The organism is Streptomyces sp. NPDC047869 (genome assembly GCF_040704065.1).
GTDB lineage: Bacteria > Actinomycetota > Actinomycetes > Streptomycetales > Streptomycetaceae > Streptomyces.
On sequence record NZ_JBEYRK010000001.1, the window covers coordinates 510,561 to 523,995 of the forward strand.

Annotated in this window: 13 protein-coding genes, 1 tRNA gene and 3 pseudogenes; 6 read left to right on the plus strand and 11 right to left on the minus strand. The window is 70.8% G+C overall.

The annotated features are described in order from the left end of the window. Position 1: 1 nt before the first annotated feature. Positions 2-604: a hypothetical protein gene (locus AB0924_RS02340; protein WP_366910458.1), complete on the plus strand. Its 603-nt coding sequence runs from the start codon at positions 2-4 to the stop codon at positions 602-604. A gap of 244 nt (positions 605-848) precedes the next feature. Here AB0924_RS02340 and AB0924_RS02345 read toward each other — a convergent pair whose 3' ends face one another. The 3 genes from AB0924_RS02345 to AB0924_RS02355 all read right to left on the minus strand — a co-directional run bounded on the left by AB0924_RS02345 (position 849) and on the right by AB0924_RS02355 (position 3,626). After that, complete coding sequence (locus tag AB0924_RS02345) at positions 849-1,814, minus strand: DUF5926 family protein (RefSeq protein ID WP_366910459.1); 966 nt, start codon at positions 1,812-1,814, stop codon at positions 849-851. Between the two features lie 143 nt (positions 1,815-1,957). Continuing rightward, complete coding sequence (locus AB0924_RS02350; RefSeq protein ID WP_358929798.1) at positions 1,958-2,596, minus strand: ATP-binding protein; 639 nt, start codon at positions 2,594-2,596, stop codon at positions 1,958-1,960. Positions 2,597-2,798: 202 nt separating this feature from the next. Beyond that, positions 2,799-3,626, minus strand: coding sequence for a glycerophosphodiester phosphodiesterase (locus AB0924_RS02355; protein ID WP_366910460.1), 828 nt, complete (start codon positions 3,624-3,626; stop codon positions 2,799-2,801). A gap of 328 nt (positions 3,627-3,954) precedes the next feature. Between AB0924_RS02355 and AB0924_RS02360 the strand changes: the two genes are divergently transcribed. Further along, positions 3,955-5,451, plus strand: a complete 1,497-nt coding sequence (locus AB0924_RS02360; protein ID WP_366910461.1) for a trypsin-like peptidase domain-containing protein — start codon at positions 3,955-3,957, stop codon at positions 5,449-5,451. A gap of 107 nt (positions 5,452-5,558) precedes the next feature. Then, positions 5,559-5,645, plus strand: a tRNA-Ser gene (locus AB0924_RS02365). A 206-nt stretch (positions 5,646-5,851) separates the two neighbouring features. Here AB0924_RS02365 and AB0924_RS02370 read toward each other — a convergent pair. From AB0924_RS02370 to AB0924_RS02385, 4 genes and pseudogenes are all read right to left on the minus strand, one after another. Further along, positions 5,852-6,460: a superoxide dismutase gene (locus tag AB0924_RS02370; RefSeq protein ID WP_358929804.1), complete on the minus strand. Its 609-nt coding sequence runs from the start codon at positions 6,458-6,460 to the stop codon at positions 5,852-5,854. 216 nt (positions 6,461-6,676) lie between these two features. After that, positions 6,677-7,102 carry a Fur family transcriptional regulator gene (locus AB0924_RS02375; RefSeq protein WP_358929806.1) on the minus strand — a complete coding sequence of 142 codons (426 nt, stop codon included), beginning with the start codon at positions 7,100-7,102 and terminating at the stop codon, positions 6,677-6,679. Positions 7,103-7,173: 71 nt separating this feature from the next. Then, positions 7,174-7,436, minus strand: a pseudogene (locus AB0924_RS02380) (helix-turn-helix domain-containing protein); the annotation flags it as partial. Between the two features lie 153 nt (positions 7,437-7,589). Next, positions 7,590-8,000 (minus strand): annotated as a pseudogene (locus AB0924_RS02385) (protein kinase); the annotation flags it as partial. On the opposite strand from AB0924_RS02385, the pseudogene AB0924_RS02390 reads away from it, so the two are divergent. Together AB0924_RS02390 and AB0924_RS02395 are read left to right on the plus strand one after the other, a co-directional pair. Next, positions 8,001-8,369: pseudogene (locus tag AB0924_RS02390) on the plus strand (XRE family transcriptional regulator); the annotation flags it as partial. It lies immediately after the preceding pseudogene. Positions 8,370-8,371: 2 nt separating this feature from the next. Continuing rightward, a complete protein-coding gene (locus AB0924_RS02395) occupies positions 8,372-8,842 on the plus strand; it encodes an NUDIX domain-containing protein (protein ID WP_358929808.1) in 471 nt (156 codons plus the stop codon). A 190-nt stretch (positions 8,843-9,032) separates the two neighbouring features. Here the strand turns inward: AB0924_RS02395 and AB0924_RS02400 are convergent, their stop codons facing one another. From AB0924_RS02400 to AB0924_RS02415, 4 genes are all read right to left on the minus strand, one after another. Beyond that, complete coding sequence (locus AB0924_RS02400) at positions 9,033-9,992, minus strand: cation:proton antiporter (protein WP_366910462.1); 960 nt, start codon at positions 9,990-9,992, stop codon at positions 9,033-9,035. Between the two features lie 77 nt (positions 9,993-10,069). Continuing rightward, positions 10,070-10,480 carry a VOC family protein gene (locus AB0924_RS02405; RefSeq protein WP_358929812.1) on the minus strand — a complete coding sequence of 137 codons (411 nt, stop codon included), beginning with the start codon at positions 10,478-10,480 and terminating at the stop codon, positions 10,070-10,072. A gap of 45 nt (positions 10,481-10,525) precedes the next feature. Continuing rightward, positions 10,526-11,065 (minus strand): GNAT family N-acetyltransferase, encoded by a 540-nt coding sequence (locus tag AB0924_RS02410; protein WP_358929814.1) that lies wholly within the window; start codon positions 11,063-11,065, stop codon positions 10,526-10,528. 84 nt (positions 11,066-11,149) lie between these two features. After that, entirely contained in the window at positions 11,150-12,142 is a 993-nt protein-coding gene (locus AB0924_RS02415; RefSeq protein ID WP_366910463.1) for a helix-turn-helix domain-containing protein, read from the minus strand. A 68-nt stretch (positions 12,143-12,210) separates the two neighbouring features. On the opposite strand from AB0924_RS02415, the gene AB0924_RS02420 reads away from it, so the two are divergent. Further along, complete coding sequence (locus AB0924_RS02420) at positions 12,211-13,431, plus strand: MFS transporter (RefSeq protein WP_366910464.1); 1,221 nt, start codon at positions 12,211-12,213, stop codon at positions 13,429-13,431. The last annotated feature ends 4 nt before the right edge of the window (positions 13,432-13,435 follow it).

The window sequence follows — 13,435 nt, forward strand, 5'->3', positions numbered from 1 at the left end:
CATGCTGCGCATTTCTGGGGGCGGCCGCACACGGTCGCCGCACCGCGGCGGGCCCGACTCCCGAAGGCTTCGTCTGCTCGCCCTGGCGGGCATCGTGGTGGCCGTGATCGCACTGCCGCTGGCCGTGGCGTCCACGGGACAGGTGGGCGACGCCGCGGCGCCCCGGCGGGCGGGTGGCCGGGACGGCGCCGGCGGCGACGCGAAGGTGCCCTCCGCCGCACCCTCGCGCTCGCCCCGGCTGCTCGGCCTGGGGCTGGCCACCGCGACCCGCTGCGGGCCGGAACTCTCCTCCGCGGAGGGCGTCGAGGCGCAGACCTGTGTGCTGACCCAGGGCGAGGACACCTGGGCGCGCACCTATTACCGCAACGCCACCGGCGAGGCCATGGAACCCGTGCTGAGCATGATGGGACCCGGCGGCCGGACCGTGCAGATCCACTGCGCCACCGGCTCCGACGACGAGCCCGCCACCTGCGAGACGCCCCGTGAGCACACCCGCGGCGCACTGGACGGCTACACGGCCGTCACCGAGTTCGCCGTGCGTGGCTCCGACGAGCCGCTGCTGCTGCGCTCGGGCAGCAACTCCGAACTGACACAAGGCAGTTGACGCATCGCGGCGGTCTGTCCGCCGAATGCGGACATGGAAAGGCCCGGTTGCTGGCGACGGGGGATGCACCAGCAACCGGGCTACTGGAACGGTAACAAGAGATCGGCTGTTCGCAAATTCGATCTCGGCTATTCGGACACCGAATCCACAGTCGCGCCGGGCAGTTGTGACAGGAGTCACCTGATGCCGGTTCCGCCGTCACGGCTGACCGGTCGGTCAGCCGTGAGACGGGCGCCGCGGCACGTCAGCTGAGCGTGACCTGCCGGTTGGTCAGTCCGCCGCGGGCCCGGCGCTCCTCGGGGGTGAGCGGCTCCCCGGACGCGAGGGCGGCGGCGAGCCGCTCGGCGAACTCGGCGGCCGGCTTCTCCACGTCCTCGGCCGTGACCCCGCTCGGCAGGTCCCAGACCGGCACCGTGAGCCCGTGAGCACGGAAGGAGCCCACCAGCCGGGTGCCCTCGCCGAGGCTGGACCGGCCCGCCGCGTGCAGCCGGGCGAGAGCGTCCAGAAGCTGCTCCTCCGGATGCGGCATGACCCAGCGCAGGTGGTTCTTCTCCGGGGTCTCGCACCAGTAGGCGGCGTCCACGCCGGACAGCTTCACGGTCGGGATGGCGGCGGCGTTCGCCCGCTCCAGGGAGGCGGCCACCTCCGGCGTGGCGTTCTCCGCGTCCGGCACCCAGAACTCGAAGCCGCTGTGCACGGCCGGCTCGAACGGGCCCTCCCGGTCGAGCAGCTCCTGCAGCCTGGGGCCGTCGGCGGGCGCGCGGCGGCCCTCCACCGGCGAACCCGGCGCCGCCTCGAGCGCGCGCCGGAGGGTGTCGGCGAGGTCGCGGCTGATGTCACCGGAGGGCGTGTCGTTCTGCAGGCCGAGCAGGACCGAGCCGTCGTCGCGGCGCAGCGCCGGCCAGGCCATCGGCAGCACCGTGGCCAGCGTGACCGAGGGGACCCCCTCGGGCAGGCCGCCGGCGAGGGTCAGTTCGACGGTGGCGGCCGGCACCAGTTCGCGCAGCGCCACCCAGTCGCACTCGCCCGGCAGCCCCTCGAACGGACGGCGCACCAGCTCGGTCACGGCGTGTGCGGCGGCCCGGCCGTGACACGCCTTGTAGCGCCGGCCGCTGCCGCAGGGGCAGGGCTCGCGGGCGCCGACCACCGGGATGTCCCCGTTTGCCTGCTGCGGGCGCTTGGCCTTCGTCTGGGGTCGCTTCTTGGCCATCGTGGGGTCTCCCGGTTACGGCTCGTCTGGTACGGGCGGGAGCCTAGCCGTTCGCACCCTGACCCACGGGAACCTGTGGACAACGGACACGCGGGCGACGCCTACGGCGTACGGCCGCGGCCCGCCGACGGGCCGCCCGGGGCTCAGCCCAGTTCGTCGAAGGCGTCCACGAAGTCCAGTTCGGCCATGGCCGGGACCGGGGACGCGGTGACGCGCGTAGCGAATCCCCCGCGCCGGCACCCGGCGTCCGGATCGTGAACGTCCTCGTGGACCACGGCCCAGACCGTCACCTCGCCCTGGGTGTCGTCCCGGACGCCCCAGTCGTCGGCGAGCGCCGTGATGATGTTCAGCCCGCGGCCGCCGTGCGCGGTGACCGACGGAGTGGCCGGGGCCGGGCGGGTCGGACCGCCGCCGTCCGTCACCTCGACGATGAGCCGCCCGCGCGCGTCCACCCTCCACGCGGCGCGCACGGCGCCGTCGCCGGCCGGGGCGTCCCCGAGCGGCCGCCCGTGTTTGCAGGCGTTGCTCAAGAGCTCGGAAAGGATCAGTACGGCGTCGTCGACGACCGAGTCCGGCACCCCGCCGCCGCGCAGTTGCGCACGCATCCGGTGTCTCGCCTGCCCCACGCCCGCAGGGCCATGGGGAACGGCCATGCTCGACGACGTGGGCACCTCCTGTGCCACCACCAACGCCACCCCCGAGACCTCCTTCGCCCCACGCCACGGTGTGGATGCCCCAATGGCCTGTACCGGAAACCGGCCAGTCCTCTTCCGCTGACGCATTCGCAACGTCTGCACACACGGCGAATACGCCGGAGCACTCCCTGTGACGGGCCGGTCACTCTGTGGCTGGATTTCAAGGGTGTGGCCGAGAAGGGAGGATGCTGCAGCTTTCCGCCCGGGGTCAAGAGGTGCGCACCGGTCCCTCACCCGGCTTCCGCGGCCGGTGAGCGGCCGACCGTGCCGGGCTCGCGTCCCCTTCCGTTCACCGGCCCAGCCGGTGCAGCACCGCGCGCGGGCGGTTGGTGATGATGGCGTCGACGCCCAGTTCCGCGCACAGATCGATGTCCGCCGGCTCGTTCACGGTCCAGACGTGGACCTGGTGGCCGGCTCGTTTCAGCCGTTCCACATACGCCGGGTGGTTGCGCAGGATGCGGATCGAGGGGCCCGCGATGCGCACGCCCGCCGGGAGCCGTCCGTCGCGCAGCCGGGGTGAGACGAACTGCATCAGGTAGACCGCCGGCAGCGTCGGCGCGGCGGCGTGCACCCGGTGCAGCGAGCGCGCCGAGAAGCTCATGATCCGGACCGGTGACTCGGCGGCCGAGGCAGGCGCGTCCAGCCCGAACCGTTTCAGCAGATGCAGCAGCCGCTCCTCGACCTGGCCCGCCCAGCGCGTGGGGTGCTTGGTCTCGATGGCCAGCTCCACCCGCCGCCCGGAGTCCGCGACCAGTTCGAGCAGCCGCTCCAGGGTGAGCACGGAGGTGTCCGCCGGGTCCTCCGGCCGGTGCTCCCAGTCCGGCTCCTCGTCCCGTCCGCGCCAGGCCTCGCGGGTCTTCCAGGAGCCGAAGTCCAGGGCGGCGAGATCGGCGAGCTCCAGCGCGGACACGGCACCCCGGCCGTTGGAGGTCCGGTTCACCCGGCGGTCGTGGACGCAGACCAGATGACCGTCGGCGGTGAGTCGTACGTCGCACTCGAGGGCGTCCGCCCCGTCCTCGATCGCCTTCTTGTACGCGGCCAGGGTGTGCTCCGGCGCGTCCTCGGAGGCACCCCGGTGAGCGACGACCTGGATGGTGTGGTGTGGTGCGTGGGTCACCGCGTCATGGTGCCACCGACGCGGGGTACACGGGGCGGCGCCGGTCGGTCGGGGCGGCGAGCGGTGGCATCCGTTCTGCGCCTCGGTCAAACTTTTGCGAGAAATATCCCATATAAAGAGTGGCCCTGGACCCACAGCCACCGCTTATGGTGCTCTGACGGCCCATGGGAAAAGCTGACTGCATACAAGTGGAACACCGAATCATGCAGAGCTGTCGCACCGGGCCTCCGCCGCACGGGCGACCGGCGTGCACGCCACGACGGGCGTGCCTGAGCGAGTGTGTCCGAATGCGACCTGGAACAACAGCCGTGGATCGAGGAGAAGAGCTGTGAGCACCGAGAACGAGGGCAACGCGGTACCCCCGGCCCCGTCCGCACCTCCCGTGCCGGTGGCATCTCCCGCTGCTTCCCCGCAGGGCCCCGCGCCCGACGGGGGCGTGCCGACGACTCCGCTGCCGCCGGTGCCCCAGGGCACCCCGGGCGCCCCGGAGCAGTACCCGGCACCCGCGGCGCAGACCCCCGCGGGCCCGCCGCACGGAGCCCCAGGTCCCGCCCCCGACGCCCACCAGCCCTACGGCGCTCCCGGCGCCCCGGCCGCCGACGGCTCCTGGCCGCCGCCCACCGCCACGCCCGCCTACGGCGACGGCGGCTCCGGCGGGGCGGGCGCGGGCTGGGGCTCGTCGTACCAGCAGCCCGCCCCCAAGCCCCGCAACGGGCGCGGCGGGCTGGTCGCCGCGGTCCTGGTGGCCGCGCTGGTCGCGGGCGGCCTGGGCGGCGGAATCGGCTACACCCTGGCCAAGGACAACGACGGCTCCGGCTCCACCACCGTCTCCGCCTCCGACGGCGCCTCCCAGATCAAGCGTGCCCCCGGCACCATCGCCAACGTGGCCTCCAGGGCACTGCCCAGCACGGTCACCATCGAGGCGGAGAGCACCAACGGCGAGGGCGGCACCGGCACCGGGTTCGTCTTCGACACCCAGGGCCACATCGTCACCAACAACCACGTGGTGGCCGACGCGGTGAACGGCGGCAAGCTCTCCGCCACCTTCCCGAACGGCAGGAAGTACGACGCCGAGGTCGTCGGGCACGCCCAGGGGTACGACGTCGCCGTCATCAAGCTGAAGAACGCCCCCTCCGACCTCAAGCCGCTCGCCCTGGGCGACTCCGACAAGGTGGCCGTCGGTGACGAGACCATCGCAATCGGCGCTCCCTTCGGGCTGTCCAACACCGTCACCACGGGCATCATCAGCGCCAAGAACCGCCCGGTGGCCTCCAGCGACGGCAGCTCCTCCAGCAAGGCGTCGTACATGAGCGCCCTGCAGACCGACGCGTCGATCAACCCCGGCAACTCGGGCGGCCCGCTGCTGAGCGCGACCGGCGCGGTGATCGGCATCAACTCGGCGATCCAGTCGAGCAGCAGCGGCGGCTTCGGCTCCGGCCAGTCCGGTTCGATCGGCCTGGGCTTCGCGATCCCGATCAACCAGGCCAAGTACGTCGCCCAGCAGCTGATCAAGTCCGGCAAGCCGGTCTACGCCAAGATCGGCGCGTCCGTGTCCCTGGAGGACTCCACGGCCGGCGCGAAGATCACCGACCAGGGCGCGTCCGGCTCCGCCGCGGTCGAGTCCGGCGGCCCGGCCGACAAGGCCGGCCTGAAGCCCGGCGACGTCATCACCAAGCTCGACGACCACGTGATCGACAGCGGCCCCACCCTGATCGGCGAGATCTGGACCCACAAGCCGGGCGACAAGGTCACGATCACCTACAAGCGGGGTGGCCAGGAGCACACGGTGGACCTCTCCCTCGGCTCCCGGGCCGGCGACGGCTGACGCTTCCACCCGGGGTGCCGCGCGGGAACCGGCGGCACCCGGTGTACCCACGCCCCCACGGCGGCCCGGTAATCTGTACGCGCGCCGCCGATCACGGGCGGCCGCGGGGAGGCGTGCCCGAGCGGCCTAAGGGAACGGTCTTGAAAACCGTCGTGGCAGCGATGTCACCGTGGGTTCAAATCCCACCGCCTCCGCACAGGTCGTAAGCGTTGTCAGAAGGGGTGTCCCTCGATGAGGGGCGCCCCTTCTGCATGCGCCTGTCTCACCCTGATCTGGCCCTGTCGCGTTGTGGATCAGTGCGTGTGGACCAGGCGTGGACCAAGAATGGGCGAGAAACGGAGGCAGAGCGGGCCGGGAAGTCTGGCTTCCCGGCCCGCTGGTTGCCTGGTCGTGAAACGGATCAGGCTCCGGTGGCCGCTGCGTAGCGGGCGGCGACGTCTTCCCAGTTGACCAGGTCCCACAGCTTGGTGACGTAGTCGGGGCGGACGTTCTTGTACTGCAGGTAGTAGGCGTGCTCCCAGGCGTCGAAGACCAGCAGCGGGGTGCTGCCCTGGCCGACGTTGCCGTGGTGGTCGTAGACCTGTTCCACGATCAGGCGCTTGCCAAGAGGCTCCCAGGCCAGGACGCCCCAGCCGGAGCCCTGCACGCTCGCGGTCGCGACGGTGAACTGCTTCTTGAACGCTTCGAAGCCGCCGAGGTGTTCGTCGATGGCGTCGGCCAGCGCCCCGTCGGGGCGGTCGCCGCCGTCGGGGGAGAGGTTCTGCCAGAAGATCGAGTGCAGGACGTGGCCGGAGAGGTTGAAGGCGTAGGTCTTCTCCAGGCCGACCAGGGAGGTGGGGGTGATCTGGTCCTTGTCGCGGGCTTCGGCGATCTGTTCCAGGGTGTCGTTGGCGCCCTTGACGTAGGCGGCGTGGTGCTTGGCGTGGTGCAGTTCCAGGATCTGCCCGGTGATGGCCGGCTCCAGGGCGGCGTAGTCGTAGGGCAGGTCGGGAAGTGCGTAGGTGCCCATCAGGCACGTCCCCTTTCCGTGTGGGTGATCGTCCGGAGACAGCCTACGCACTTATTGCGAAGAGCTTGCAACAACTAAAGCAATGCATCAGCATGAACCTCAGCGGGGTCGGCCCGTCAGCTTTCGGTAACGCGGCTCCTCAGTGCCGCTTCCTTCCCGGAAGGTGATCGTCTTCTCACCCGGCACCCGCCGGACCCCGGCCGGCCCCGCACCGCATCACGCCTGACAACCCGGGCACAGACCGCTCAGCACCAGGCTCTCCGGGCGGAACGCCGTCACCCCCGCCGCAGCCTGCAACGCCTCGGCCACCACAGGGGCAGGGATCTGGTCGACGGCTCCGCAGCCGGTGCACACCACGTGGTGGTGCGGCTCCACCGCCAACCCGTAGCTCGCCTGCGCCGTCCCGGCCAGCTGATGCACCATCCCGAGCTCGGCCAGGCGCTCCAGGGTCCGGTACACGGTCGACACGTCCAGGCGGCCGCCCGCCTCGCTGATCCGGCGGTGGATCTGCGCCGCACCCAGATGACCGCCGTCCTCGGCCAGCACCTGAAGCACGGAAAGGCGCGCTGAAGTGCAGCGCACGCCCCGCGCTCGCAGCTGTTCGCGGCAGCTTTCTCGCAGGTCTGTGGCGGTACGTGTCACGGAATGCGCCTCCTTGCGTATGGAGCTGGCAGCGGCCCTAATGCGACCTGTCGAGTCTCAGTTGATGGTTGACGGGTTGGCGTCGGGTGATGCCCCTGCGTTCCAGCTCGTGCACCAGCCTGCGCGGACCCCAGCCGGGATGCCGGCGCCGTAACTCACACACCACCGCCTCCACCTCCCCGGCGATCCGGTGCGGACACGACTCCGGCCGGTGCGACCGGTCCGCCAACCCCGGCAGACCCGACTGCTCGTACTTGCGCACCCACGAGTGCACCGACTGCCTCGACACCCCATACCGGGCCGCAACTTGACCCCTCTCCAACTCGACAACCAGGAGTCGGGGGTGCGGCTACACCCGTATTCGAGCACGCCAACTACCCCGGTACCATCGGCATCGGGGTCCTGATCAGGGCTTCCGCGACCGGACCACCCGGAATGCTGTCCAGGCTGAGGGGTGGTCCGGTCTTCTACTTGCTGGGCCCACGGTTCAGCTCAGGGCCTTACCAACCTCGTAGATCGTGGGCCTGTCTTCGGGCACCGGGCTGAGCATGGCGTCGATCAGTTCGCCCAGAGCGCCACCCACCTTCACGGGCCGACGCTTACCGCTTGCCACTGCCCTTCTCTGCTCGGGACGGGGTGCGTCGTCCGGATACTCGACGGCCCGCCAGCCCGTGGCGGAGATGAGCAGAGAGGCGCCGAGTGCATAGATGTCGGCTTCTTGTGTCGGCTCAGCCTCTCCGGTGGCGAGCACGCTGCGCGCGATCTCCGGCGCCTCGTAGTGGACGAGGCAGCCGCGGAACGGGAAGTCGTAGCCCTCAGGGATGCGTGCACCGCGCGCCAAGGCGAGGTCGATGAGGTGCGTTCGGTCTTGCCCGATGATGAAGTGTGCAGGCTGAACGAGCGCGCTGCCGACGGGTGCGCGGTCCGTATCGCGGTCGGCGATCCGGACAGTACGAATGTCCAACAGCGCGGAGCCGAAGAGAAGTTCGGTCACGGGATCGAGTCCCGTTGCCGACTTGCCCTCATGCACTATCGCCCCCTTGCCGGGGTATCCGGCATCGAAGTGCGGACCCACGCCACCACGCTCTACAACTCGATCTATCGTGCGGATGATCAGGCGCTGGTCAACGCCCATGTTTGGGGCGTGAACGCCTACGGTGCTCCTGTGTGGCATCTTCGGCGCAGCGGAAAGGGAGGCATGTTCGACACCTACGCGAGCAGCTTTGACGCGGTGTGGGAAACCGCGACGCCGGTACGAGAAGGGTGACCATGGCACGGACCGAGTACTACGACGACCCCGCGGCGCCGGAGCCGAACAGCATGGTGGTCGCCGCGTCCGCCGTGGTCACCGATGACGAAGGACGTGTGCTCCTTCAGCGCCGCCGGGACAACGATCTTTGGGCGCTACCTGGCGGTGGCATGGAGATGACCGACTCACTCCCCGGCACAGCCGTCCGTGAGGTGAAGGAAGAAACGGGGCTGGACGTAGAGATCACCGGGCTCGTGGGCACGTACACCGACCCTCGCCACATCATCGCCTACTCCGACGGTGAGGTGCGCAGGCAGTTCAACGTGTGCTTCACCGCTCGTGTGGTCGGGGGCCGGCTCGCGATCTCGGACGAGTCCACGGAACTGCGGTTCGTCCGGCCGGAGGAGATCGATCAACTGCCGATGCACCACACGCAGCAGCTCCGGATCCGTCACTTCTTAGAACACCGCGATCAGCCCTACCTCGGCTGATCGAGACCTGCGACACCCGCTTTATGTGCCTGTTTCTGAAGTCCTTGAAGTGATCTCCTAGGGGGACCGGGCAGTCGGAACTGCTCCAGCTCCCCGCGGCAGCGGCCCCGCGTTCAGCGCGACTTTTCGTTGCGATGCTCGTCGGCTCTGGGGCGGGTGACGCCCAGACGCCGGGCGACGGGGACAGCTGTCAGCCGTACAGGGCCACCGTCGACACGATCACCAGGAACGTGGCCGGGAGGATCTTCGAGGCGCCGCCGATGCCCGCGGTGGTGAGGCCGCTGGAGAAGGTCGAGGCGCTGGCGGCGGCCACGATGCCGCGTGGCGCCATCCAGGCGATGAACACACGCTCGTTGCGGGGCAGGTCGGTGCCGAGTGCGGCCAGGCAGGCGGCGAGGGGGCGCGTGATCAGCACGAGGACCGCCACGATGCCGAGCGTCGGGAGGACCACATGGTGCAGGGACGCCGGGGTGACCGTGGACGAGATGGAGACGAACAGTAGCCCGATCATCAATTGGACCATCATCTCGGAGACGGGGCCGCGCTCCGGCATGACGAAGCCCGGCAGGTTGGCGACCAACAGTCCCATGACGATCGCGGCGATGAGCCCTGTGTCGTCGCGGAACATGTCACAGGCCGCGGCCACGGCGACCACGATGGCAATCTGCACGTTGATGCGGAGTACATCGCTGAGCCGGAGCTTGCACATCAGCAGCCACAGCAACGCCGTCCCCACCGCGGCGCCGACCAGGCCGACACCGACGCTGACTGCCAACTGCGCCAGCACCCCGCCGGCGCTTCTCTTGGTGCTGTCGAGGACAGTGGCGAAGACGAGCGATCCCAGAAGGCCCCCGATCGGGTCGATGAGGGAGCCTTCCCAGGTGAGGATCCGCCGGAGCCGGTCGGCCGGTCGGACGAAGGCGAGCAGGGGGCCGACGACGGTCGGTCCCGAGACCACGAGGATCGCGCCGAGCGTGATCGCCGCGCCTGCCGACATTCCGAGCAGTGGTACGGCGAGCAGCGCGGCGGTTGCCCAGGAGAGGGCCACCCCGAGCACGATCAGCCTGATGACGATGCGGTGCATGTCGCCCGGGAGCTTGCGCGGGTCGAGCCCCCGCCCGGCGTCGTAGAGGATCAGCGCGACGGCCATTCATCGGGACACCCTCTCTGTGTGTCTCATCCTGAATCGCCGGTGTCCCGGCTCTGCTGGGACCGGGGACAGTGGGCTCACGCGGGCAGGTTCAGTTGCCAGGAGACGCCGAACCGGTCGTTGACCCAGCCGAACCTGGCGCTGAAGCCGTGGTTTCCGAGCGGCATGAGCGCGGTGCCCTGCTCGACGAGGGCCGCGTAAAGACGGTCGATCTCGGCCTCGTTCTCGCATTGCACGAAGAGAGAGATCGCGGGCGTGAAAGTGAATCCGTGTTTCACGGGGCTGTCGATGCACATGAATTGCTGCCCGCCGAGCGAGAACGTCGCGTGCTGCACACTTCCGTCCTTCCCGGGGCCGTCGGCGCCGTAGCGGGTGACGCTGACGATTTCGGCGCCGTCGAAGAGGGAGGCGTAGAAGGTCATCGCCGCTTCCGCATTCCCCTCGAACATCAGGAAGGTGGTGACTTTCTGGGACGACACGATCTCCATGCGGCTCGCTCCTTCGGCGCTGTCGGGCTGGCGACCGTGGCCACGTTAGCGCCGGCCCGGTGCGGGGCGGCCGCCTGCCGCGGGTTGTCCCCTGGTCGATTCCAGGTCGTGGTACATGACATGCAGGCCGACCGGCCCCAGCGCCGGATGCCGGAACGCGCCGGGCACGGTGCCGATGACGGCGAACCCGAGACGCTCGTACAGTTTGAGCGCCGGTGTGTTGGAGGCCGCGACGGCGTTGAACTGCACGCCGGCGAATCCGTGGCCGCGCGCCCAGTCCAGCAGATATTCGCCCAGGGCCTGGCCGACGCCCCGGCCGCGTGCTTCCGGCGCGACCATGAAATTACCGCTGGCGATGTGTGAACCGGGACCGGGCCGGTTGGGGTACATGTTGGAGGTGCCGATCACGCGCCGGCCCTCCACTGCCACCACGACGTGTCCCGGCGGCGGTACCAGCCACAGATCGCGCGCCTGCGCCTCGCTCTGGAGTGGGTCGTAGCAGAAGGTGTCCCCTTCGCGGATTATCTGCTCGATGATCGGCCAGGCCTGCGGCCAGTCACTTTCCTCGAACGTCCGGATCTCCATCCGCGCGAGACTAACCAACGCCGGATGCCCGTTCCATCGGTTATTTCCGGCGGCGGCATTCGGAGAGGCGACGCCCGGAAACCCTCAACGCGTGGGGCCGAGGTGCGCGCCGGCGCCCGAGGCCTCCAGAAGCACCTCGCCGGCCGCCGTGCGCACGTACAGCACCGAGCGGCCGGCCCGGCGCCGTTCCACCAGGCCGGCGTCCCGCAGCACCCGCAGGTGCCGGCCCACCGAACCCAGGCCCTGGCCGGTCACGGCGACCAGTTGGGTCGTGCTCATGGGAGTGCCGAGCAGGACGAGGAGCCCGGCGCGCGCGGTTCCGACGAGGGCGTCGAGGCCGGCCGGGACGGGCCGGTGGCCGTGGTCCTCGGCGAGCACCCCGATGCACGGGTAGACGACGGCGTACCGCTCCTGTCCTTCCCACGACACCCATCCGGACCTCGGCGTCACCGGCATGAACAGCAGCTCGGCGCCGGCGGCGATCTCCCGCGGCGGATACGCGTTGAGGTTGACCTGGAACCGGCTCTTCCCGAGCCACCGCGTCCCCGGGCGGAGGGAGTCCAGCACGGCCGCCCAGCCGCCCTGGCCGACCCGCGCGGTCCGCGCGGCCACGTCGGCCTCCAGGACCCGCCGCCTGCGCTGCCAGTACGGTCGTACGGTCTCCTCCCACACGTACATCAGCAGCGCGGCCGCCCGCTCGGGCAGGTCGTCCCGTTCCAGGGCGGCGGGCAGCGGTCCCCGCAGGGACACGCGGAGGTCGTCCCGCGCGTCCCCGGCCCCGGCCGTCCGCACCCGGGCCACGGTCTGCTCGAAGCTCTCCCCCACGCACGAGGTGGGGCAGAAGAAGTCGGCGATCCAGGACGTGCCGAGGGCCGCCCGTACGAGCGGCCCGGCCACCGGATCGGCCGCCAGGCGCGCGCGGTAGCCGGGCAGATGCTCGCGCAGCCAGGCCTCCTCGCCCGGATGGGCCCCGGTCCCCGCGTGCAGCAGTTTCAGGCTCGCGAAGGTCTCGGCGAACGGCGAGAGCACGAACCGGCTGCGGGCGAGGGTGTCGGTGTCGATCTGCCACAAGCCCATGCGTACGACCTTTCGCGTGTCGGCGAAACAGTAAACACGGCCGCCCGGCCGGCCCGAGACTCTGCCGCATGCGCAGCTACCGAACCCTGTTCCGCACGCCGGAGTTCACCCCCTTCCTGCTCTCCTTCGCCGGCTTCGCCGCGGCCCAGACGATCGGTGCCCTGGCTCTCGGCACGCTGGTCTTCCGGGCCACGGGCTCCCCGCTCCTGTCGGCGGTGAGCATGTTCGGTCCACAGCTCGCGCAGCTGGTGGGAGCCACGTTCCTGCTCTCGGGTGCCGACCGGTTGCCCCCGCGCGCGATCCTGACCGGCCTGGCCCTCGCCTTCGCCGCCGGTACGGCGGTGCTGGCGCTGCCCGGTCTGCCGGTCCGGGCGGTCCTCGCGGTCGTACTGCTGCAGGGACTGGTCGCGTCGCTGGGCGGGGGAGTGCGCGGCGGGCTGCTGAACGACATCCTGTCCAAGGACGGCTACGTCCTTGGCCGTTCGGTCTACAACATGCTCTGGGGTCTGACCCAGGTGGCCGGTTTCGCGACGGGCGGCGCGCTGCTGGCGCTCCTGTCCCCGCGGACCTGCCTTCTCCTCGCGGCCGCGCTGTACCTGGCGTCGGCCCTCGTCAGCCGTCTGGGTCTCACGGCCCGCCCACCGCGTGCCACCGGCCGCCCGTCCCTCTCGGCGACCTGGCGCACCAACGCCCTCCTGTGGTCCTCGCGTTCCCGCCGCCTCACCTACCTGGGCCTGTGGGTCCCCAACGGCCTGGTGGTGGGCAGCGATTCGCTCTACGTGTCCTACGCCCCCGGCGCCGCCGGCACGCTGTACGCGTGCGGGGCGCTGGGCATGTTCCTGGGGGACATGGCGGTGGGCCGCCTGGTGCCGCCCGCGGTGCGCCGCCGGCTCGCGACCCCGCTGCGCCTGCTGCTGGCGGTGCCCTACCTGTTCTTCGTCCTGCGGCCCGGGGTGGCGCTGTCGGCCGTGGCCGCCGCCGTCGCCTCCGTCGGCTTCGCCGCCAGCCTGGTCCTGCAGGAACGCCTGATGTCCCTCACCCCCGACGACCTCACCGGCCAGGCCCTCGGCCTGCATGCCACCGGCATGGCCGCCCTGCAGGGCGCCGGCGCGGCTCTCGCGGGCACGCTGGCCCAACTGACCTCCCCGGCCACGGCGATGACGCTGATGGCGGCCGGATCGGTCACCGTGACCCTGGTCCTCGCGGCGCTGGGCAGGCAGGAGGAACGGCGGCCGGCCGTCCCCGGTACGCGTCCGGGCGTCCGGGCGGAACCCGCCGCCACCGACTAGGACC